Raw genomic sequence first — 23,513 nt, forward strand, 5'->3', positions numbered from 1 at the left:
ACCCATCAGGAGGAGACCTGAATGAGATTGTCGCGTCTGGCTCGTGCCACGCTTTTGGCTGTTGGTGTTGTATCCGCCGCATCCGCTTCGAATGGCTATTTCCGTCACCCTACGGTTCACGGCAATCAGCTCGTCTTTACTGCCGAGGGCGATCTCTGGACTGCCTCAATCACGGGCGGCGAGGCACATCGTCTCACCTCGCACGAGAGTGAAGAAAGTCGCTCGCATCTCTCGCCAGATGGCAAGCTGATCGCATTTGTTGCCAGCTACGAAGGCACGCAGGAAGCGTGGGTGATGCCTGCTGCAGGCGGACAGCCACGCCGGCTCACCTTTGAGGGCGGCGCAGTTCATGTACTGGGTTGGACGCCAAAAGGTGAAGTGCTATACAGCGCATTCAATAGTGTCGGGCCGAACAATCAACGCGTCATCTCGACAGTCCATCCGGATACGCTCGCCCGTCGCACCTTTCCGCTGGCCGATGTCACGGATGCGGAGATGAGTGACGATGGCAACACACTGTTTGTGGTGCGCCATGGGCCAACCGTGCGCAATGACAATCTCAAGCTATATCGCGGTGGTCTGGCTGCCGAAATCTGGCGCTTTGATGTGAATGGCAAATCGGAGGCCGTGAAGCTGGCTTTCAACTTCCCGGCTAAACGCCCCATGGTCTGGCAGGGTCGTCTGTACTTTGTCACCGACAAGGATGGTACAGACAACGTATGGTCCAGTACCTTTGACGGCAGCGACTTACGCCAGGAAACCCGCAATAGCGGGTGGGATATGCGCGGCGTAAGTCTGGATCAGGGTCACATCGTCTACCAGCTGGGTGCCGACATTCATGTCTTCGACCTGGCGTCCGGCAAAGATAGCGTGCCGGATATCCATCTCTCTTCAGATTTCCGTCAACAAGCCGAACGGACGATTCGTAATCCGCTGAACTGGCTCGAGTCTGTGGATCTCGCCGCCAGCGGCAATCGCGTCGCATTGGTTGCCCGTGGTCAGATTGCACTGGCGGGTCAGAACCAGCTGCGCCGCATCGATATCGCGACCCCTGCTGGCAGCCGCTCGCGCTTGGCCACCATTAGCCATAACGGGAAATGGGTATATGCCATCAATGATGCCAATGGCGAGCAGCAAATCTGGCGCTTCCCGGCCGATGGCAGCCAGGGTGGCAAAGCGCTGACCAGCGATCAGGCCGGGTATCGCACTACCCTTGTCGAATCGCCGGATGGCAAATGGATTGTGCACGGGAACAAATTCGGCAAGCTGTGGCTGCTCGACATCGCCTCGGGCAAGAATACTCTGCTGGACGAAAGCATCAGCGGCGACTACAGCAATATTGTCTTCTCGCCAGACTCGAAGACGCTCGCCCTGTCGCGCACCGGCGCCACCGGTCAGCGCAACCAGATTGTGCTCGTTGAGATGAGCAGTGGTGGCAAACACATGGTCACCACAGAAAAATACGATAGCCACGATCCCGCCTTTAGTCCTGATGGCAAGTGGCTGTATTTCCTGTCAGATCGCAACTTTGAAGCGAGCATCGCGGGTCCGTGGGGCGATCGCAATATGGGTCCGTTCTTCGACAAGCGTACCAAGGTGTATGCTCTGGCACTGCAAGATGGTCTGCGCTTCCCGTTCCAGCCCAAGGATGAACTGGAAGTCAGCCAGGGCGATAAGGCAGCGGATAGCAAAGATCATGACAAGAAGTCAGCCGACAAGGACAAGTCTGGCGAAGGTGATAAGGCCAAACCTGATAGCAAGGCGCTGCCTGCAATCGTCTGGAATGGTCTGAATGGACGCCTGTTTGAGGTCCCGCTTGCTGCAGGCAACTATCGCGGGCTCGACCTCGATGACAAGCGACTCTACATTCTGGAGGCAAGCGGACAAGGCAAGCATGTGCTGAAGACGCTGCCCATCGAGGCTACGTCTCCGCAAGCCCTTGTATTTGCCAACGATGTCCGCGAAGCAGTGCTGTCGTCTGACAAGAAGAAAGTGATGATCCGCAAGCAAAACAATGACTTGCTGATCGCAGATGCAGGTGCCAAGTTGCCCGATGATGTCAGCAAGCTGGCCGTTCGCACGGGCGACTGGAACGTCACCCTGCAGCCGCGTGCCGAATGGAACCAGATGTTTGCCGACGCATGGCGCATGCACCGTGATTTCCTGTTCGACCCCAATATGCGCGGAGCCGACTGGAAGACCGTTCGCGCCAAATACGAGGCATTGCTGCCGCGCGTGAATGATCGTCTGGAACTGGAAGACTTGATTGCGCAGATGAACAGCGAAGTCAGCACCCTGCACTCACAGATGCGGCCGGGCGATGTGCGTAATGCCGGAGATGGCAGTACCCCGGCCTTCCTTGGCGCTACAGTTGAAAAGGTAACGGATGGATACAAGGTTACGCACATTTATCGTGGTGATCCGGAGTTGCCGGATGAAGCCTCGCCACTGCTGAAGCCCGGTGTCGACATTCGTGAAGGCGATGTGATTACCGCCATTAACGGCAAGCTGACCATCGAGGCGCGCGACTTGAGCGATTTGCTGCGCAATCAGGCTGGCCAGCAAATCCTGATCGACTTCAAGCGTGGACAGGATGCCCGTCGAGCCATCATCATTGCGGCCAATGCCATGACAAATAGCGGTCTGCGCTATGGTGACTGGGAAGAGTCACTGCGCCGTAAGGTCGATGAAGCGAGTAAGGGCCGGATTGGTTACCTTCATTTGCGTGCCATGGGCGGCAATGATATCGCCAATTTTGCGCGTGAGTTCTATGCCAATATCAATCGCGACGGTCTGATCATCGACGTCCGCCGCAACAACGGCGGCAATATCGATAGCTGGATCATCGAAAAACTGCTGCGCCGTGCCTGGGCCTTCTGGCGTCCGCGCGATGGCTCGCCCGATTTCAAATACACCAATATGCAGCAAACCTTCCGTGGACATCTGGTGGTGCTGATTGACGAGCAATCGTACTCTGACGGCGAAGCTTTTGCTGCAGGTATCAAGGAGCTGGGCATTGCGCCGCTGATTGGTAAGCGCACGGCCGGCGCCGGTGTGTGGCTGTCGGATGGCAACCGACTGGTCGATGGCGGACAGGCGCGCGCAGCTGAAAATGGCGTGTTCTCGGTAAAAACCGGTGAGCTGATGGTGGAAGGTATCGGGGTAGAACCCGATATCCTCGTCGAGAACCCACCGCGCCATACCTTCGAAGGGGGCGATAAACAGCTTGAAGCAGCCATTCAGTGGTTGCAGGACAAACTGACACGTGAACCCATCAAACCTTTAGTTCAAGGTGCGATCCCACCCGTTGGTAAGTCAGTTAAATAGCGACTAACCAGCAGCTATCTAACACCTGAAACAATCAGTGTTTACACGGGGCTTCGGCCCCGTTTTCATCTAGTTCTCTCCCCAAATCCATCTTTGCTTTTGCATCTGTCTTGTCTAAAACAAAGGGTGCCCCATCCTTTCTACAGGCAGATTCACATGTCTCCGTCACAACAAGGTAAAGCAGCGCTCGTAGCTCTATGCGTTCTCATGCTGGTCAGCGCAGCTCAAGATGGATCCCTGACAGCGTGGTTGATGTTGGCAGGAAGTCTGGGCTTGGCGTGGATGGGGTGGCAGGGTATCGACAATGCACTCTCTACGCAGAAGCAGACCCTGGAGCGGCAGTCTGCTGCGGTAGATCATTCATCCAGTAGTGATCACGATCTGGCGCGTAAGCTGGAGCGCGTGATTGCAGATGTGGTGCCCATTTGGGAGCGCAACGTCGAACTGGCAAGAAGTCAGACCGAGTCATCTACCAATGCATTGATTCAGCGATTCTCGCAAATACTGAGTACGCATAAGTCTAGCCTCAATTCACACGGCGAAAATGCGAATGAAATCGTCAGCTCCATTCACGACGGCGAGCAGGATTTAGGAACAATCATCGGCAAGCTGCAAGAGGCCGTAGCATCCCGGCAACGCTTCCATTCAGATATCGTCGAGCTGTCGCGCTTCACCGAAGAGCTGAAGGTCATGGCATCCGACGTGGCTACCATTGCCGGACAAACCAATCTGCTGGCACTCAATGCAGCCATCGAAGCCGCCCGTGCTGGTGAGCATGGACGTGGATTCGCTGTGGTGGCCGATGAGGTGCGCAAACTGTCTACGCTCTCCGGCGAGACGGGTAAGCGGATTGCCGAAAAGATCGTAAATGCCAATCAGGCCATGAGTTCTCTGGTAGAGATAGCACGCGTATCAGCCGAATCAGATGGGCAGATTATTGGGGATGCCAACACAGTCATCCATCGTGTGATCAGTCAGTTTGATGAAGCTGTACGCCGTCTGCAGGCCGAACTATCCGAGGAAAGCCAGCATGCCGCCACGCTGGAGCATGAGGTCGAGCAAGTACTCGTTGATTTGCAGTATCAGGATCGCATGAGCCAGATACTGTCCCATGTCATTACTGACATGAAGAAAATGCAGGAAGCCATGCAGCAAGGTGCCATTCTTTCGGTGAATATCGAGCAATGGATGCAAGCACTTGAAAAAACCTACACCACCCTTGAGCAGCGTTCGGTTCATCACGGCAAACATGCGCAGACCGGTGCGACAGAAATCACCTATTTCTAGTCACTGAAAGCTCACCCTTTCCAGTCGACTAACCTTGGGAATAGAACTCATGAGCAAGAAAACCATTCTCGTCGTTGATGATTCCTCGTCGCTTCGTCAGGTTGTCAATATTGCACTCAGTGGTGCCGGATATGAAGTAGTCGAAGCCTCAGATGGCAAGGATGCGCTCACCAAGCTAGATGGTCGCAAATTCCATTTGGTCATTTCAGATGTGAACATGCCCAATATGGACGGCATTACTTTCGTGAAGAATATGAAGCAGAATCCAACCTATAAATTCACGCCTGTGATCATGCTGACCACGGAAGGTGATGAGAGCAAAAAGCAGGAAGGCCAGGCGGCAGGCGCCAAGGCCTGGGTGCTGAAGCCATTCCAGCCAGCGCAAATGCTGGCCGCCGTCAGTAAGCTCGTCCTGCCGTAATGCGTATGCGGATGGCCATGGGGCTACCACCATGACCTCCTCCCCGCCCAATCAGGCGACCCCGGCCATTCAGGCCATCGAGCATTTCGTCCATCCGGGACAAATTTGTTTCGATAAAGCTCCGGGGCACATTCTGACCTTGCTCGGCACCTGTATTTCCATAACAGTCTGGCATCCCGAACGCAAACTTGGCGGTCTATGCCACTATTTACTGCCGGAACCCGATCCACGTAAACCCACCGCGTCCGATGATGGTCGCTACGCCACGCTGGCCGTTTCCCAGCTCGTCATGCACATGACACGCTTTCAAACTCAACCTGCAGAGTACGTAACGCGAATGTTTGGCGGGACTGAAACAACGTCATCGCGTCATGCCGCGCTTGAAATCGGCTTGCGCAACATTGCGGCGGGGCTCGATTTGCTGGCAGCATATGGCCTTAAGCTGGCCGATGCCGATGTAGGTGGGCGCCGGTACAGGCGGCTGGATTTCGATCTTGGTACAGGTCAGGTGAATGTAAGTTATGGCCCATTCCAGGGTGCGATGAAATCTGGAGGACGATCATGATAAAGGTATTAGGTGTCGATGATTCAGCGGTCGTTCGTCAGGTACTGAGCGAATTGATCGCCAAGGAACCAGGCCTTGAGCTCATCGGTACGGCATCCGACCCGATCTTTGCGATGAAAATGATGCAAACACAGTGGCCAGACGTCATCGTACTGGACATTGAAATGCCGCGCATGGATGGTCTGACCTTTCTCAAACAGATCATGCAGCAGCGTCCAACGCCTGTCATTATCTGCTCATCGCTCGCCAAAGAGGGTGCGCATGCCACCATTGAGGCGCTGGCAAACGGCGCTGTCAGCATCATTACCAAGCCTAGTTTGGGGCTAAAAAGCTTTCTTGAGGATCGTTCGACAGGTTTGATTGGTGCGATCAGGGAAGCCGCGCACGCACGAGTCAAGCGCCTGTCATCCCCACCAGTCTCTCAATCCGTCCCCCCCTCCTCAAACACATCGCCTATCCTGCCGGATCGCACCAAGCTATCGCCTGATGTAGTACTTGCCCCACCCACACCAGGGGCGATGCACACCACGACTGAGCGGTTTATTGCGATCGGAACCAGCACAGGGGGAACACAGGCACTCGATATGTTGCTCCGGCAAATGCCGGCAACTAGTCCGGGGATTGTCATTGTGCAGCATATGCCTGAAAAATTTACCGAAGCCTTTGCTGAGCGGCTCAATAGTATCTCCGGCATGGACGTTCGCGAAGCCAGAAATGGGGATCGCGTTTTGCCCGGATTAGCCCTGATTGCACCGGGCGGAAAGCATATGCTCGTTCATCGTAATGGCGCCCAGTATCAGATTGAAGTCATTGATGGCCCGCTGGTGAGCCGGCATAAGCCATCAGTTGATGTGCTATTCCGTTCCGTTGCCAAATCAGCCGGACGCAATGCAGTTGGCGTCATTCTGACCGGCATGGGCGATGATGGCGCTAAAGGATTGAAAGAAATGTACGATGCGGGCGCATACACCATTGCTCAAGATGAAAAAAGCTGCGTCGTATTTGGTATGCCCAAAGAGGCGATCAAACTCGGTGCCGCCAAAATGATCACCGGATTGGAGTCTATCCCCAGAATCATGTTGTCACAGGGGAAGTCAACGGTTTAGCCCTCGCGCTTTGTTGCGAATATCGCAGCAGCATATTGCCTGTGCTTTTACAAGCGCCAAAGCTGTGCCAATCTAAACCGGTGAAAACCGACATTCTCCTCCAGTCCCTCATGACCATTCCGCCGTGGCTCTATGTCGCTGCGGCCTTGGTTTTGCTCGCCATTGTGCTATCTGCATGGAGTGAAATGCGCCGTGCCGATCTCATCGCGGCGCGCAAACGCAAAATACGCGAGGCGCTGGCCAACTTTAGTGTCAGTCGGACAATCTATGTCGATGATCATGTGAGCGAGGTATTTTTGTATAGCGCGGCCAATTCCCGGCGCTTGCTTGAACTGAATAATGAAATTGTCCGCTACGGACACGGTAGTGCCCAGTGGCTCTATTTCGTACCTGAACGCAAACTCTTCTTTATTCTGGAACTGGTCGCCATTGATCCGGAAGATTCGCTTCACTTTATCCAGACCGTTCACCCAATCAAGCCTGCGCGGGCGCGACAGGTACTGGTGCGCCATCCGGACATGTATGCACAGTTGTTTGGCGAGCATATTTAGTGCGTATCAAACCATTTAGTGCGAATCAGGCCAATTAATGCACGCCAAATCGCAGTAGTGATCGTTCAACCCCCGCAAACCCGCTAAAATCCAGCTCCGTCCTTTCTTGTCAAACGAGCTGATCATGAACCATGCAGTAGCAGTCATCGGTGCAGGATTTGCTGGCTGTGCTGCAGCGGTCACCCTGGCTGAAGCCGGACATCATGTCAGCGTCTTTGAAGCCGGTCCGCTGCCGGGTGGTCGGGCTCGCAGGGTCGAACTGTCCATAGCAGGCAGGATGCATGCGCTCGACAACGGCCAGCACCTGCTGATTGGTGCGTATCAAAGCACCCTTTCAATGATGCGTTTAGTTGGCGTTGATCCGGAACGGGTACTCAAGCGTCAGGCACTTGATCTGGATATGGGCGACACGTTCCGCTTGTGCTGCCCCGCCCTTCCTTCTCCATTGCACGCGCTCTTTGGCCTGCTTGGTGCAAAAGGCGTGTCACTCGCTGACCGTCTGGGTGCATTGCGTGCAATGACGCATGCACGACTCACCGGATATCGTTTATCAAGCGATACCACCGTGCAGCACTGGCTTCAGATGGCCGGACAATCGGAGCAGATGATCCGCTGCCTGTGGGAACCGCTCACGCTGGCGGCACTCAATACACCCATTCAAAAGGCCTCGGCACAGGTGCTTTTGAATGTTTTGCGCGACTCGCTCGGTGGCTCACGACAGGATAGTGATTTTTTAATCCCTGTAACGGACTTAAGTGAACTGTTTCCATTGCCTGCCATGCGCTATGTCCAGCAACATGGCGGCCAGTTCTTGCCCGGCAAAATGGTGCGCAAACTGGCTCGCAACAACAGTAAGTGGTGTGTGGACGATCGCATCGAGCATTTCGACCATGTCATCATCGCGCTACCGCCGCATCGGGTAGATATGCTGGAGACAGACTGGCCTGGCTGGTCATCAGTCTGCCAAACGCTCAAAGAGCTGGCGTACCAGCCTATCACGACACTCTATCTTCAGTTTCCGGCAACGTTTAGGCTTGGCAAAGCCATGATGGGTTTGGTGGGAACAACCGCACAATGGATATTTGACCATGGCGACATCAGTCAGCGGCCAGGCCTGCTGGCTGTGGTGATCAGTGCCGAAGGATCCCATCAAGCATGGACGCAGGCACAATTGACTGATCATGTTCTGGGCGAATTGCGTACGCGTCTGCCAGATTTGCCTGAGCCTGAATGGACAAAAGTCATCACCGAAAAGCGGGCAACATTCGCATGTGTGCCCGGTATACAGCGCTTACCCAATCAGCTGGATACGTCGCTGTATCTTGCCGGAGACCATACACAAGGCGACTATCCCGCTACCATCGAAGGTGCCGTACGCTCGGGACAGGCTGCGGCGTACAGCCTCATTGCCAATTTGCGGCGACAAGACATTCGCTCCTGATCACCATAGTGCGGTGGTATCGGCTACACTGTCTGTAAGTCCAGTTTTTGTCCGCAGCACACCATTCATGACCAATAGCCCGGAATTCCTGACCACGCGAGATGCAGCCGCCATTCTGGGCGTGTCCGTCGCCACCATCCAGCAAATGGTTGAGTCTGGCAAATTACGGGCATGGAAAACCTCTGGCGGACACCGCCGTATCTTCAAGGATTCGGTGGATGCTTTACTTGCCTCCTCCAGTCAGCGTCCTCTCGATATTGTCATCGCAGAGGATGATCAGGATTTGCGCAAACTCTATCGTCTGCTATTTGATCAATGGGGAATGGGCGGCAATGTAGAAATTTTTGAAAATGGCGTGCAGGCTTTGCTGCGCATCGCCCGCCGTCCGCCCGATTTACTGATTACCGACTTGATGATGCCGTCTGTTGATGGTTTTGAAGTGGTGCGTCAGGTACGCGCCGACCCCATGTGTGCCAGCATGCAGATCGTGGCGGTGACCGCGATGCCCAAAGAGGTCGTCGCCAAAGAAGGCTTACCCGCCGATATTCGCGTCCTCTCCAAACCTGTCGATTTTGCCGTACTGGAGCAGATTGTACGTAAGGCTGCGCGTCTCGCTTAGGCGGCCATGGCAGGCAACCAGATCGCCACTCGCGTCCCCTTTCCGGGCTGACTCTGCAGTCCAATCTCCCCGCCGTGCAAGGCCACGAGTTCGCGCACAACCGACAGCCCCAGACCGCAGCCGGGCAAGTGCCCGGAAGCATCGGCGCGATAAAACCGTTCAAATACTCTGTTGACCACCTCCGGCGCCATCCCGATGCCATGATCCTTGATTTCCACGCCAATGCCATCACGTCCGGCACGTGATTCAGGTGCAATGCGCAGATCAATCTGCCGGCAATCCGGACTGAATTTCACAGAGTTATCGAGTATGTTGCTAAAAATGCGCCCCAAAGCAGCCTGATCCGCACGGACTTCGGGGCATTCATCTTTAACGTCGATACTGACATTGAAATCTCGGTGCGTGGCCATGCACTCATCCACCGTATGACACACGAGCTTTACCAGTGACAGCGGCTGACGTTGCAAGGCTGCAGCCCCGCGCTCGATTTTGGCCAAGTCCAGCAACTCATCCAGCAGCTCGGTCATGCGTTCTGACTGTCGATGAATTGTATCGATCATGTCAGCCACAATGGGCGATTCCATCTTCTGCAATTTCAATAGTTCGGAGAAGCCTCGAATACTCGACATAGGGGTGCGTAATTCATGTGCCGTTGTCGCGAGAAACTCGCTTTTCATTCGGTCAATTTCAGCCTCACGCGTGATATCTCGTACGTATAGTATGCGTCCGCCCGTCTGCGTAGCCTTCTGGTTCAGCTTAATAATGCGGGGGTATGGCATCAGGAGGGACAGCTCGACATCTTCACCTGCTTCCAGTCTGATATCGAGATTGTCATGCTTCCCTTTGCGGTGCGCACGATCAATGATGAGCTTGATCACCTCCTTACCCGGCATGCCGATCAGATCGGCCACGTGTACACCCAGCATCTCGGCAAATGGCGTGCTGGCATGCTCGATGGTGTCCTCAGTCCCCAGATAAACAACCCCATCCTTGCCCATTTCAATCACGAGATTCAGTTGCTCCCGCTTCCGCTTGAGTTCGTCAGCCATACGTTGCGCATCCGCCAGCGAGAGCTGATTCGTGCGATGCACTAACAGCATGTCTGCGACAGCGTCGTATGCAGGGAAATCGTTGAGCGTGAGTCCGAATTGTGACACCTGATCAATGTGTACCAGCACGGGGGCAAATAGAAACAGCACCCGGCCTTCCTGAAAGAGCATCGAGCCTCTCAGCTTGATATGCGATTGATCCAGACTTTCAACCACAACACACCGTGCATCTTGTTGTGCCAGCAGTTCAGGCCAATCATGAATTTGGCGCGGGCGGTTCACTTTGAAGCGCCGGTCAAATGCCTGCCCCGGCAATACAACCGGGCTACATTTTTGTAGTGAGGCGCCCACATTGACAATCACGCCGTCCGATCCGACTTCGAGATAAAACGGAAAGGCTTGAGCAAACTCCCGGCTATCTAGCGTACCCATGATCAGGCTCCCTCTTTCGAGATAATACGGACGCTAAACAGATCAGTCTGTGTTTCTGCAGTGCGCCCCTCAAGGTGCTTGATCTCCGCTACCTGCCCGAAGCGCTTCCCCAGCCCTTTAAGTAAGCCGACGACCATCGGCGCCAGCCCCTCTCGCTTCGATCCGTAGTACACCAAGAACGCATCGGGCGACGTGTCCTCAATGCGGAACCAGGGTAATGTCATGTTCGGGAACACTGTTTCCACCCTGGCATGCACTTCATCCAGATGATGCAGAAAGGTGCGCATATCCGAACCTGCGGCGCCAAGTAGTGCACCATACCCTTCGTCAGCGGTGTACATGATCCAGTACTCGCCGAACGCCTCCAGCACCTGTGCCGCAGACAAGCCTGTTTCCTCGCAGACTGCACCGACAAGATTGTAAGTTATCTCGTCCGGATAAGATTTGAGCGCCAGAAATCCTTCTGCATCAATACCGGTTTTCAGGCAGATCTTTTGCCAGCCAGCTACACCCAGCTTGGCTACCACCATCTGCTCGATTGCACGATTAACGAGTCCGTACATAATGCACCTCCTCTCTAAGCAGATGAGCGCCGAAGGCTCACCCGGTTAGACAAATCGCCGCCAGAAACCTTCAGGCATGGTCAGTGCGCTCAGGGAGGCAGGCATCACCTCTATAGCTTCCCGGGCAGCACTCATTTGAGATAGATGAGCAAGAAAGCAATCCACAATCACGGGGTCGAATTGGCCGCCGCGATTCATGCTGATGATGTTGGCAGCATCTGCATCCGACATAGTTGGCTGATAAGGACGTGACATCGTCAAACAGCCAAAGCAATCAACTAAAGCAACAATACGTGCGGCTATGGGAATTGCCTCTCCGATCAAGCCAAGCGGATACCCGCCGCCGTCGAAGCGTTCATGATGCGATTGCGCAATATCGGCAGCCAATTGCAATTCGGGAATATCTGATCCACCCAGCAGCTTTGCACCTAAATTGACATGCTGGCGTTGGCGTTTTGATTCGTCATCACCCAATGCGGATGTGGAACGGGAAAACGCATCCCGCAAACCAACCTTGCCAATGTCGTGCATGGGCGCGGCGCGAAAGATACGCTCGCACTCATCGTCTGGCAGTCCCAGCCAGGTGGCCAGCATTGCCGACCACAAACCAATCCGGACAATATGCGGACCGGCCTCACCATCATTCCACACCGACGCCGCAGCGAGACGAGTCATCAATTCCTGCTGAGCACGGCGGGTTTGCTGAAGCGCAGCATCCCGCTCACCGATCAGCACCCGCATGTCTTCTATCACCCGGAATAGCTGGCCGTAGGCCATCGCTACGTCATCAGGCTGACTGTTTTGTTGAGGTGTGATGGCTGCCATATTGGAAATCTCGCCCATGATATCCTCCGAAAGTCCGCGTACCGTTCGAACGGATTGGGTATCAAGCAGCAAGTGAGTCGTTGGCAGCTGCGTCGCCCAGATGCTGCTTGATTGTTTCAATCAGCTCCAAGGGACTAAATGGCTTGGTGAGGTAAGCGTTGGCACCGGCAGCACGCCCAGCTTCGAAATCGGCTTGCTGACCGCGGGCAGTCAGCAGAATCACGATAATGTCCTTCAGCTCGGGATCTTGCTTGATTTTGGCGCACACCTGCAGGCCATCCAGCTCGCCCGGCATCATGACATCAAGCAGCATGAGCCGGGGTCGGATGGCCTGAGCCATATTGAACCCCAGTAACCCATGATCGGCCTCCTGCACTTCATATGGGCCGAATTGCAGTGTCATACGGATGAGCTTGCGGATGTCCGTTTGGTCTTCAACAACCAGGATCAGTGGCTTCATGATGTTGTCTCCTTGTCTTTCCGCTTCAGCGAGCATCGCGCATTCACTTCCTTCGTGAGACAAAGATTAATCCGGCATCATCAAATCAGCAAATTCATTATTACTATCATTTTTAGCATTTTTATCGCACGCGCACATCCGCTATAGTGATGGGCACGATGCATAAGCTGGCCAGAATTCCTTTCGCTTGTATTCCATTTCGGCGATGGCGAGCCCTTGATCGCGACATCCAGTACCCTGCACCGGCTTGGGGAGCAACTCTAGTCGAACATAGCGTCGACCCGCCTTGATATCCTGGGTTGCAGCCACCAGTTTCATATTGCAGCCATAATATTTGGGCGCGCAGCTGCTGCTTGCATTTACCACTCTGGAGGCCAGTTTCTCCAGTTGATTGCGCTCGCGCAGCACAATCGCCATCATCTCGGCATCCATGCTCGATCCAAACCGTGCAGATTGCACGCCAGCCATCTGACACTGCGCCCCCTGACTAAGCCACGCATCACTGCCTGCCAACTCAATCGCATCTGCACTGCGCCGAAGCAGTTTGCCTGCATCCAGGCGGTAATCATCCAGTCTGCACACAGAACCATCGCGATGAACCGCCGTTGAAATTTCGACACGCCAATGCGCATTGTGCCCAGTCGGTGCAATCAGCTTGAGTGTCCCGTCATCCAGAGGCGTGACACCCTGCATTTCTTTAAGGGCATCCTGTAATACTTTGCGATCAAGCGGGCTGACTTTTCCCGGTAATTGCCATTCCGCAGCCGGGCAATAAATAGACGCAGCTACGATGCATGCGACGACGAAAAGTTGCCTCATTTCATGATTCCATACTGATGCACGCTACTCAACAAATGACTGTTGCCGTGCCATATGTACAAACGCCCGATGCGTTGCACCGGGCGTAGTAGGTCGATTGAATCAGTCTACCCCGTCACAGGGCAGCCGGACAACACGAGCACAATTGGAACTTACGCGACAACAGCTTCCTTTGCAGCAGTCTGCGTTGCGGGTACCGCCTCCATCAGTGCCTTGGCAGTATCCAGCATGCGGTTGGCGTAGCCCCATTCATTGTCATACCAGGACATCACCTTCACCAGACGCTTGCCCGTGACCTTGGTCTGAGTCGCATCAAAATTGCTGGAAGCCGGGTTGTGATTGAAATCGATACTGACCAATGGCTTGCTCTGATAGGTCAGCACGCCACCACGCATGGATGCCGCTGCAGCCTTCATTACCGCATTGATTTCTTCCTTGGTGGTATCACGTGCAGCCGTAAAGGTTAAATCGACCAGGCTGACATTGATCGTCGGCACGCGCACAGCCAGGCCATCCAGTCGGCCAGCCAGTTCTGGCAGTACCAGACCGATGGCTGCGGCTGCACCGGTCTTGGTCGGGATCATGGATTGCGTCGCCGAGCGAGCACGGCGCATATCGCTGTGATAGACATCGGTCAGCACCTGATCATTGGTGTAAGAGTGCACGGTGGTCATCTGACCCAGCTCGATACCGATCGCATCGTTCAGCGCCTTGGCCAGCGGCGCCAGACAGTTGGTGGTACAGGATGCATTGGAAATGACGGTATGCTCAGCTTTCAGCACCTGCTCGTTCACGCCAAAGACGATGGTGGCGTCGACATCCTCACCACCCGGAGCCGAAATGATCACCTTGCGTGCGCCAGCGGCAATGTGCGCCTGGGCTTTTGCCTTGGAGGTAAACAGACCGGTACACTCAAACACCACATCGACACCGATTTCGCCCCATGGCAGTTTGGCTGGGTCGCGTTCGGACAGGTAGCGGATACGATCGCCATTGATGATGAGCTCATTTCCTTCGAACGAGACATCTGCGTTAAATCGGCCGTGAACAGAATCGAATTCCGTAAGGTAGGCATTTACATCCAGTTCGCCGAGATTATTGATGGCGACAATCTGGAAATCGTTGCGACGCCCGTACTCATAGAGCCCGCGCAGCACATTGCGGCCGATACGGCCATATCCATTGATGGCGATGCGAATTGTCATGTCATGCTCCCTGATGCAAATGCGGCTAACCTAAACTGCTGTGGTCTGGTTGCCTGCGTGGTTCAAGCGAACGGGTGATACAAAGCAAACGGGCTCTAGTCTTTTAATGTATAGCTGCTACGTTTCGTTTCAGATAACGGGCAGTTTTGTAATCATGCTGTTGTGCGTACCGGCCACAGGGGTGAGCAGCCGGAGGGTGTCAAATCAATACTGCGCTTAGCTGCGTAAAGCTGCTGCCTCTGCTGCCAGACGGGTGATGGATGCCCAGTCACCGCTTTGCACCATTGCTTTGGGTGCCAGCCAGGAACCGCCCACGCAGCCCACATTGGACAAAGCAAGAAACTGCGGTGCGCTTTCAATCGACACGCCACCTGTTGGGCAAAACAGTACATCGGCAAACGGGCCGCCCAGTGCTTTCAACATGGCGAGTCCACCAGCCTGCTCGGCGGGAAACAGCTTCATGGCATCAAAACCAGCTTCGCGAGCCAGCATGACTTCAGATGGCGTCATCACGCCGGGCAACAGTGGCAAATCAGCCGCACACGCTGCTTCGGCTAGCGCAGGGGTCAGACCAGGCGTCACGGCGAAAACCGCACCGGCATCCCGTACCTGAACAAATTGCTCAGGGCGGGTGACCGTACCAACACCCAGAATCGCATCCGGCACGTGCTTGGCAATTGCCTCAAGTGAAGCCATGGCTGCCGCCGTGCGCAAGGTCACTTCCAGTACGCGGATGCCGCCTTCCACGAGCGCAGCTGCAAGTGGCACCGCATCTTCTACACGATCTAGCACAATGACCGGCATGACCGGCGATGCGCGCATAATGTCGCGAATACGGCTCATGTCTTACTCCTCATCCAGTTCGGGCAGGCACAGGCTTACAGCGCCCTGCTCGGCACCCGTTGCATTTCGACGGAATACTTCAAATAACTCGCGCCCCATACCGAAACGATTGCGTCCAAGGTTGGGCTTGGCTGGCACGCGAGCGGCCAGCTCTGCGTCACTCAGCTCGATACGCAAACTGCCGGCATCAGCATCCAGTTCGATGATGTCCTCATCCTGAACACGCGCCAGCCAGCCGCCATTCAGGCATTCCGGCGTCACATGAATCGCCGCAGGCACTTTGCCCGATGCGCCGGACATGCGTCCATCCGTCACCAAGGCGACTTTAAATCCTCTGTCCTGCAAAACGCCCAGCGGAGGCGTCAGCTTATGGAGCTCGGGCATGCCATTTGCGCGAGGCCCCTGAAAGCGGATCACCGCAATCAAGTCACGCTCCAGCTCGCCACGTTTGAAAGCGTCCAGCATGGCATCTTGAGAATCGAATACACGGGCTGCCGCCCTCACCTTGCGATGTTCGGGTGCGACAGCAGACACCTTTATGACGGCGCGCCCCAGATTTCCCTTCAATAAACGCAAACCGCCATCTGCCGAGAACGGCTTGGCAATAGTCGCCACGACAGTATCGTCACCGGACACGGCGGGCACTGGTACCCAATTTACCCGGCCATCGGTTAATGTTGGTTCGGATGCATAGCGTCGCAAGCCCGGACCCGCAATGGTCATGACATCTTCGTGCAGCAAGCCGGCGTCTAACAGCTCGCGAATGACAAAGCCGATACCACCGGCGGCATGGAAATGGTTTACATCGGCGCTGCCATTCGGATACACGCGCGCCAGCAACGGCACAATGCCCGATAGTTCGTCGAAGTCCTGCCAGTCAATCACAATACCGGCGGCGCGTGCGATGGCAATCAGGTGAATCGTGTGATTGGTAGATCCGCCCGTTGCATGCAGTCCCACGATCGCATTCACAATGGCACGCTCATCAACCACGTCTGCGATGCGGATCGGATTGCTACCTGCACCCGAAATCTCAATGGCCCGCATGGTTGCAGCGGCAGTCAATGCGTCGCGCAGAGGTGAGCCCGGATGAATAAATGCCGAACCCGGCAGATGCAAGCCCATGATTTCCATGAGCATCTGGTTGGAATTGGCTGTGCCGTAGAACGTACATGTTCCGGCACTATGATAAGAGGCAGACTCGGATGCCAGTAGCTCTTCGCGAGTCGCTTTACCCTCGGCGTACAGTTGACGGATTCGCGCCTTTTCCTTGTTGGAAATACCGGATGCCATCGGGCCTGCAGGGACGAATATCGTCGGCAGATGTCCGAACTGCAATGCCGCCATCAACAAGCCGGGGACAATTTTGTCGCAAATGCCAAGACAAAGCACAGCATCAAACATCTGGTGGCTCAAACCGATGGCAGTCGACATGGCGATGACATCGCGGGAGAACAGACTGAGCTCCATCCCGTCCTGCCCTTGCGTCACACCGTCACACATGGCGGGTACGCCGCTCGCGACCTGTGCGGTTGCCCCGTTAGCACGCGCAACTGCACGAATTTGCTCGGGATAGCCTTCATAGGGCTGATGCGCCGACAGCATGTCGTTGTATGCCGTGACAATGCCGAGATTCGGCGCGCGCAATTCTTTCAGGGCAATCTTGTCGTTGCTTGGCATGGCCGCGAATGCATGAGCAAGATTGGCACAGGAAATTCCCTTGCGAACAGGCTCCCTGCCCGCCGCCTCTGCAACACGCTGCAGATAAGCTTGGCGCAACGGCGCGCTTCGGGATTTGATTCGCTCGGTGACTTCAACCAGGCGTGGATGCAGCTTCAAGGACATTCTCCTGCGCACCCAGATCAGGGCGCATACCGTTCAGTGGCAACCCCGGGTGGGCGCCTGAGTGAATATAGTAGTTTTACTACGGAATGAATGCAAGCAACTTTTCACGATTTCCATGAAGATCGCACATCAACAGCATGCATCAACGCTTTCAACTCATGTACTTGCGTACACTCGTCGTGTAGTTCGATCTGATTGATTGTGTTCCGAACTACAAATCAGAAGTTCGACTACATTGCAAAGCACAAAGTAAAGTAGTATTGTTACACCATCGTTCTGCATGTTCCCGCCAGCCGCGGTTATACATGCCCATTGTGTCAGTTGCTCATGAGGGAAGATCAATGACTGCAATCCAGGCTTTTGACATGGTACTTTTCGGGGGCACCGGCGATCTGGTGATGCGCAAGCTTTTGCCAGCACTCTATCGCCAGCACCAGGATAAGAACCTGCCAGAGGAAGGTCGTATTCTGTGTCTCGGCCGCAGTCAGCCCGATCAGGCTGCCTATCTTGCGACCGCAGACAAGCATGCTCGCCAGTACCTGGGCAAAAGTTACAATGAAGCAGACTGGGCCAGCTTCTCTCAGCGTTTGCATTACCTGAAACTCGACGCTCAACATCAGAGTGCCTACCCTGCGCTGGCCGATAAACTCAATGAATGCCCGAATCATGTTCGCGTGTTCTATCTGGCGACTGCGCCCAATCTATTTGCGGGCATCTGCGAACATCTGGCTTCGGTCGGGCTGAATGCTGCGGGTGCGCGAGTCGTACTCGAGAAGCCGCTTGGCCACGATCTGAAGAGTGCACAGGCAATCAATGCAGCCGTCGGCCAGTACTTCGAAGAAAGTCAGATTTACCGGATTGACCACTACCTAGGCAAGGAAGCCGTGCAGAATCTACTGGCACTGCGCTTCGGTAATACCTTGTTTGAACCGCTGTGGCGCCGCGAATGGATTCGCGATGTGCAGATCACCGTCACCGAGCAGGTCGGGGTGGAAGGCCGCGGTGAATTCTACGAAAAAGCAGGTGCCCTGCGCGATATGGTGCAGAATCACTTGCTGCAATTGCTCTGTATTATCGCCATGGAACCGCCGGCCAGTATCGATCCGGACACAATGCGCGATGAAAAGCTTAAAATCCTGCGCGCTTTGCGCCCGTTTACCCCGCAAGATGTCGCCCAAAAAACCGTGCGCGGCCAATATCGTGCAGGTGCAGTCGCCGGTGGCCCCGTAGTCGGCTATCAGGACGAGGCCGGGATAACGCCGGGCAGCCCAACTGAAACCTTTGTCGCCATCAAGGCACAAATTGACACCTGGCGCTGGGCAGGCGTGCCGTTTTACCTGCGCACCGGCAAACGCATGCAGGAACGCCTCGCCGAAATCGTCATCAATTTCCGCGAAGTGCCGCATTCGATTTTTGCGCAACCTCCCGCTGCATCAACACCCAATCGCCTGGTCATCCGCTTGCAGCCGGAAGAATCCGTGAAGCTATACATGCTGGCCAAGCAACCCGGCGACACGATGAAGCTGCGCAGCGTGCATCTGGATCTAGATTTTGACGAAACATTCAAGACTCGCCGCCCGGATGCTTACGAACGCCTGCTGACTGATGTGATTCGTGGACGCCTGACTCTGTTTATGCGCCGCGACGAGCTGGATGAGGCTTGGCGCTGGGTTGAGCCGATTCTTGATACATGGGCCGCCAGCTCCGAACCACCTAAACCCTACACCGCAGGCACGTGGGGGCCTGCAGCCAGTTCAGCCCTGCTATCTCGCGACGGCCTGTGCTGGCACGAAGAAGGTTAAGCTACGATGCCAGACATTCAGTTTCATTCTTTCGATTCGCGTGTCGATCTGGACATTTGTCTCGCGCGGGAAATTGCTGCTTCGCTTGAGCGCGCCATTGCCGCTCGCGGTGCGGCGAGTCTCGCACTATCCGGTGGAAAAACGCCGATGGGGATGTTTGAGCAGCTACGCCAGATGCGCCTCGATTGGAAAAAAGTGTGGATCACCCTTGTGGATGATCGCTGGCTGCCAGTCGATCACGCTGATAGCAACGAGGGTCTTGCGCGACAGTTTCTGCTTCGCCATCAACTTGCTGAAGCCAATTTTGTCAGTCTTCATACTGAAGATGCCTCACCCGAGGCCGCCATCCCAGCACTCACCGCTCGCCTGGCTGGCATTCCGCAGCCGTTCGACGTGGTGCACCTAGGGATGGGAGAGGATGGCCACACTGCTTCACTTTTCCCGTGTGCGGCAGAACTGGCATGCGCGGCTGATCCGGGTAATCCGGCATTGCTCGCGGCAGTTCATCCGACAACCGCGCCATATGCACGCATTTCGCTGACACTTGCTGCCATTATTCAGGCTCGCCACGTCTTGCTGCATATTAACGGCGACAAAAAGAAATCCGTGCTGGATAAAGCATTGTCGGCGCCCACCCCGCTTGCACCGATTGCCCGTGTACTGACCTCGGCGCGCGTCGGGGCGCACGTTTATTATGCGGATTGATGCAATGGATACCCTGCACACGCTCTATCCTCGCTTGATTGGCGATGTTGGCGGCACCAATGTCCGCCTAGCTCTGATTCTCGAGGATGGTGCAAGCATCAGCCACGAACAGGTTTTACCAGCCGATGATTTTGCCGGCCTGGAAGAGGCAATCCGCTTTTACTGTGAGCAGCATCAAGTCAAGCCTACCGCAGCGGGTATCGGCATTGCCACCGCCATCTCCGGTGATCAGGTATCCATGACGAATCGCGATTGGTCATTCTCGATCAGCGAGATGAAGTCATCACTTGGATTGGCGGTACTGGTTGTCATCAATGACTTCACCGCACTGGCCAATTCGCTTCCCTATCTGCCTATCGAAACGCTTGAGCAAGTGGGCGGCGGCAAGCTGGACTGGAAGCAGCCAGTTGCGCTACTGGGTCCGGGAACCGGGCTGGGCGTATCCGGCTTGTTCCCGTATGCAGATCATCAGGGCTTACTGCGTTTTCAGGCCATTCGCGGCGAGGGTGGTCACGTTACGCTGCCTGCGACCAACGAAGAAGAAGATGACGTGATCCGTGTACTGCGTGCGCGATTTGGCCATGTTTCCGCAGAGCGCATCCTGTCCGGCTCCGGTCTTCTTAATCTGCATGAAGCACTCGCCACTGTGCGTAAACAACCGATTGATGCGACGACGCCAGCCGACATTACTCACATCGGTCTCAGCCAACCGAGTAGCCTTGCCAGCCAAACACTGGATATGTTCTGTGGCATGCTGGGTACAGTCGCAGGAAATCTAGTGCTGACACTGGGTGCACTTGGCGGTGTTTTTATTGGTGGTGGTATTGTTCCACGTTTAGGCGATCGGTTTGCGCGCTCACCATTTCGTGAGCGGTTTGAAGATAAGGGACGACTGGGTCAGTACCTGAATCCGGTTCCTGCAATGCTCATACGGGCGCATAATCCGGCTTTGCTGGGCGCGGCTGCCGCGCTGGATGATTACCTAATACAACTGCACGCTACCTGATCAGGAATGCACTGAGGTTATGCTGGAAAAAATCAAATCACTGCTACTCGAATTATCCAAGTCGGAACGCAAAGTTGCGGAACTGGTCTTGGCGCAACCCAATTTTGTTGCTCATGCGCCCATTGCCCAGATCGCCGATATGGCTGGTGTGTCGCAACCAACCGTCATCCGATTCTGCCGGTCGATTGATTGCAGCGGTTTACAGGACTTCAAACTGCGACTCACTCGAAGCCTGGTTTCTGGTGTGCCCTACGTTCATAGCGCTGTCGAACAAAGCGATACCGCCCATGATCTGGCAGCCAAGCTGTTCGATAACACCATTTCCAGTTTGATGCGCACGCGCAATGAACTGAATCCCGATGCAGTCGAAAGCGCAATCGACATTCTGGCGTCCGCCAAACGCATTGAATTTTACGGTCTGGGTAATTCCGGGATTATCGCGCAGGATGCTCAGCACAAGTTCTTCCGCCTGGGTGTACCCTGCATATCCTATTCCGATCCGCATATTCACGGCATGTCGGCCGCGTTGCTGGGGCCGGGTGATGCTGTTGTCGCTATTTCCAATTCAGGACGCACGATTGACCTGATTCGTTCAGTCGAATTGGCGCGTGACTCGGGCGCTAAAGTCATTGGCATTACCCACTCGAATTCGCCACTGGCAAAGCGATGTAATGTCACATTGTATGCGGATACTCCGGAAGATCCGGATCTGTACTCTCCTATGATTACCCGGATTGTTCATCTGGTGGTAGTAGATATTCTGGCCGTGGGTGTTGCACTTCGGCGCGGCCCCGAACTGATTGATCAGCTGGAAAAGGTCAAACGCAATCTGAAGGAGCGGCGAGTACGCGGCTACGAGGATCGTTAGAAATGCAGGTGGTACATCATGAGATCGCAAGACTCACCGGTACATGCTTGGTTTGAATAGATTGGATTGATTGACAGGATATGATGACGTCGCTTACTCGCCTTCCGGAATGGCAAACATTTGTACAACGAGCACACGAAGCAGCAGAGATCAATCTACGTGAGGCATTTAATCAGGATGCGGGTAGAAGCGAACGCTATAGCCTGGAATCCAGTGGCCTCTTTCTCGACTATTCCCGTCATCTGATCAACGATTCGGTTTTATCTGCACTATTCTCGCTGGCTCGCGCATGCAATCTGGAAGACCTTCGCGATGCCATGTTTGGCGGTGAGGCAATCAATATGACAGAGGGCCGTGCTGTTTTACATACGGCTCTGCGTGCGCCTCGCGAAGCGTCGATTACCGTCAATGGTGAAAATGTCGTACCGCAAGTCCATGCCGTGCTTGATCGTATGTATGCGTTTAGTGAGCACGTGCGCAATGGCAACTGGAAGGGGTACACCGGAAAATCCATCACCGACATCGTCAATATCGGCATCGGGGGGTCGGATCTTGGCCCTTTCATGGCGACTGAGGCGCTCAAGGATGCGGGCGGACGCTTCAAGCTGCACTTCGTATCAACGGTCGATGGCTGGCAGATCAACCATATTCTGGCGCAACTGGATCCGGAGACCACGCTCTTTATTGTGGCCTCAAAAACCTTCACCACCCAGGAAACGCTGACGAATGCACGCGCTGCACGAGCCTGGCTGGTACAGCAAGCGGACGAAGCTGCTGTCGCCAAACACTTTGTGGCGGTATCCACCAATGCTACGGCGGTCGGTGCATTCGGGATTGATACCAATAATATGTTCGGCTTCTGGGACTGGGTAGGAGGTCGCTATTCGATGTGGTCGGCCATTGGACTACCCATCCTGCTGGCGATCGGTACCGATCATTTCAAGTCATTGCTGGCAGGCGCGCATGCGATGGATACCCATTTCCGTACCGCACCGCTTGAGCAAAACATGCCGGTGATTCTGGCGCTACTCGGTGTGCTGTATGTGAACGGGATGGGCTCGCAATCGCATCTGATTTCGCCTTATAACCAGCCACTTCATCGTCTTCCCGCCTACCTGCAGCAATTGGACATGGAGTCGAACGGCAAGCGCATCCGTCTGGATGGCGAAGCTGTCGATTACGATACGGGACCGGTGATCTGGGGCGAGCCGGGCATCAATGCGCAGCATGCTTACTATCAGTTAGTGCATCAGGGTACGCGCCTCATTCCGGCCGACTTCATTGCCGCGCTCGACAATCCCGGCAGCAGTGAGCATCACCATACCATTTTGCTAGCCAATTTCCTGGCGCAAACCGAAGCGCTGATGAAGGGTAAGACAGCGGAAGAAGCACGCAGTGAACTGAAAGCACAGGGACTGGCTGATGATGCAATTGAACGACTGCTGCCCCATAAAATTTTCCCGGGAAATCGACCAACCAGCACGATTCTTCTGAAAAAAGTTGATCCTTTCCACCTGGGTTCACTGATCGCATTATATGAACATAAAGTGTTTGTGCAGGGCAGCATTTGGGGCGTAAACAGCTATGACCAATGGGGTGTAGAACTGGGTAAGCAATTAGCTAAAACAATTGAAAACGAACTCACCTCAGGCAACGATGCAGTGCAACACGATAGCTCAACCACACAGCTCATCATGCGCGCACGTGCTGCTTTGCAAGATCGAAAGGTTGATCGCAGCTAAGGAAAAAATGGCGCAAATCGGTTATAAATGCG

Annotated in this window: 21 protein-coding genes; 13 read left to right on the plus strand and 8 right to left on the minus strand. The window is 54.9% G+C overall.

The features are described 5' to 3' along the window. The first annotated feature begins 21 nt into the window (after nt 1-21). From KSF73_14430 to KSF73_14465, 8 genes are all read left to right on the plus strand, one after another. Entirely contained in the window at nt 22-3,327 is a 3,306-nt protein-coding gene (locus tag KSF73_14430; protein ID MBV1776911.1) for a PDZ domain-containing protein, read from the plus strand. Nucleotides 3,328-3,483: 156 nt separating this feature from the next. Then, nucleotides 3,484-4,614: a methyl-accepting chemotaxis protein gene (locus KSF73_14435; GenBank protein ID MBV1776912.1), complete on the plus strand. Its 1,131-nt coding sequence runs from the start codon at nt 3,484-3,486 to the stop codon at nt 4,612-4,614. A gap of 49 nt (nt 4,615-4,663) precedes the next feature. Beyond that, nucleotides 4,664-5,035, plus strand: a complete 372-nt coding sequence (locus KSF73_14440) for a response regulator (protein ID MBV1776913.1) — start codon at nt 4,664-4,666, stop codon at nt 5,033-5,035. A 31-nt stretch (nt 5,036-5,066) separates the two neighbouring features. Next, nucleotides 5,067-5,600, plus strand: coding sequence for a chemotaxis protein CheD (locus KSF73_14445; GenBank protein MBV1776914.1), 534 nt, complete (start codon nt 5,067-5,069; stop codon nt 5,598-5,600). Further along, nucleotides 5,597-6,706, plus strand: coding sequence for a chemotaxis response regulator protein-glutamate methylesterase (locus KSF73_14450; GenBank protein ID MBV1776915.1), 1,110 nt, complete (start codon nt 5,597-5,599; stop codon nt 6,704-6,706). The genes KSF73_14445 and KSF73_14450 overlap by 4 nt, the downstream gene beginning before the upstream one ends. A gap of 110 nt (nt 6,707-6,816) precedes the next feature. After that, on the plus strand, nt 6,817-7,257 hold the full coding sequence (locus tag KSF73_14455; protein MBV1776916.1) for a hypothetical protein: 441 nt from the start codon (nt 6,817-6,819) through the stop codon (nt 7,255-7,257). A 124-nt stretch (nt 7,258-7,381) separates the two neighbouring features. After that, complete coding sequence (gene hpnE / locus KSF73_14460; GenBank protein ID MBV1776917.1) at nt 7,382-8,698, plus strand: hydroxysqualene dehydroxylase HpnE; 1,317 nt, start codon at nt 7,382-7,384, stop codon at nt 8,696-8,698. A 67-nt stretch (nt 8,699-8,765) separates the two neighbouring features. Next, complete coding sequence (locus KSF73_14465; protein MBV1776918.1) at nt 8,766-9,317, plus strand: response regulator; 552 nt, start codon at nt 8,766-8,768, stop codon at nt 9,315-9,317. On the opposite strand, the gene KSF73_14470 is transcribed toward KSF73_14465, so the two are convergent. The 8 genes from KSF73_14470 to edd form a co-directional block, all read right to left on the minus strand. Further along, the gene (locus KSF73_14470; GenBank protein ID MBV1776919.1) at nt 9,314-10,798 is read right to left on the minus strand and encodes a hypothetical protein; all 1,485 of its coding nucleotides are present in this window, start codon (nt 10,796-10,798) and stop codon (nt 9,314-9,316) included. The two genes, KSF73_14465 and KSF73_14470, sit on opposite strands and share 4 nt — an antisense overlap. 2 nt (nt 10,799-10,800) lie before the next feature. Further along, nucleotides 10,801-11,361, minus strand: coding sequence for a heme NO-binding domain-containing protein (locus KSF73_14475; protein MBV1776920.1), 561 nt, complete (start codon nt 11,359-11,361; stop codon nt 10,801-10,803). 45 nt (nt 11,362-11,406) lie between these two features. Next, on the minus strand, nt 11,407-12,204 hold the full coding sequence (locus KSF73_14480; GenBank protein MBV1776921.1) for an HD domain-containing protein: 798 nt from the start codon (nt 12,202-12,204) through the stop codon (nt 11,407-11,409). A gap of 43 nt (nt 12,205-12,247) precedes the next feature. Beyond that, nucleotides 12,248-12,646: a response regulator gene (locus KSF73_14485; GenBank protein MBV1776922.1), complete on the minus strand. Its 399-nt coding sequence runs from the start codon at nt 12,644-12,646 to the stop codon at nt 12,248-12,250. 141 nt (nt 12,647-12,787) lie between these two features. Further along, complete coding sequence (locus KSF73_14490) at nt 12,788-13,465, minus strand: hypothetical protein (protein ID MBV1776923.1); 678 nt, start codon at nt 13,463-13,465, stop codon at nt 12,788-12,790. A 152-nt stretch (nt 13,466-13,617) separates the two neighbouring features. Next, nucleotides 13,618-14,670: a type I glyceraldehyde-3-phosphate dehydrogenase gene (gene gap, locus KSF73_14495; GenBank protein ID MBV1776924.1), complete on the minus strand. Its 1,053-nt coding sequence runs from the start codon at nt 14,668-14,670 to the stop codon at nt 13,618-13,620. Between the two features lie 216 nt (nt 14,671-14,886). Continuing rightward, nucleotides 14,887-15,492 carry a bifunctional 4-hydroxy-2-oxoglutarate aldolase/2-dehydro-3-deoxy-phosphogluconate aldolase gene (eda, locus tag KSF73_14500; GenBank protein MBV1776925.1) on the minus strand — a complete coding sequence of 202 codons (606 nt, stop codon included), beginning with the start codon at nt 15,490-15,492 and terminating at the stop codon, nt 14,887-14,889. A gap of 24 nt (nt 15,493-15,516) precedes the next feature. Beyond that, entirely contained in the window at nt 15,517-17,358 is a 1,842-nt protein-coding gene (gene edd / locus KSF73_14505; protein MBV1776926.1) for a phosphogluconate dehydratase, read from the minus strand. 341 nt (nt 17,359-17,699) lie between these two features. Here edd and zwf point away from each other — a divergent pair, with 341 nt between their 5' ends. The 5 genes from zwf (at nt 17,700) to pgi (ending at nt 23,481) form a co-directional block, all read left to right on the plus strand. Then, nucleotides 17,700-19,160, plus strand: a complete 1,461-nt coding sequence (zwf, locus tag KSF73_14510) for a glucose-6-phosphate dehydrogenase (GenBank protein ID MBV1776927.1) — start codon at nt 17,700-17,702, stop codon at nt 19,158-19,160. 6 nt (nt 19,161-19,166) lie between these two features. Continuing rightward, nucleotides 19,167-19,865, plus strand: a complete 699-nt coding sequence (gene pgl, locus KSF73_14515; GenBank protein MBV1776928.1) for a 6-phosphogluconolactonase — start codon at nt 19,167-19,169, stop codon at nt 19,863-19,865. Continuing rightward, on the plus strand, nt 19,855-20,871 hold the full coding sequence (locus tag KSF73_14520) for a glucokinase (protein MBV1776929.1): 1,017 nt from the start codon (nt 19,855-19,857) through the stop codon (nt 20,869-20,871). Before pgl ends, KSF73_14520 begins: the two co-directional genes overlap by 11 nt. Nucleotides 20,872-20,890: 19 nt before the next feature. Continuing rightward, nucleotides 20,891-21,739, plus strand: coding sequence for a transcriptional regulator HexR (gene hexR / locus KSF73_14525; protein ID MBV1776930.1), 849 nt, complete (start codon nt 20,891-20,893; stop codon nt 21,737-21,739). Between the two features lie 83 nt (nt 21,740-21,822). Beyond that, nucleotides 21,823-23,481 (plus strand): glucose-6-phosphate isomerase, encoded by a 1,659-nt coding sequence (gene pgi / locus KSF73_14530; protein ID MBV1776931.1) that lies wholly within the window; start codon nt 21,823-21,825, stop codon nt 23,479-23,481. Nucleotides 23,482-23,513 lie beyond the last annotated feature (32 nt).

It is taken from the genome of Burkholderiaceae bacterium DAT-1, from assembly GCA_019084025.1.
Taxonomy (GTDB): Bacteria; Pseudomonadota; Gammaproteobacteria; order Burkholderiales; family Chitinimonadaceae; genus DAT-1.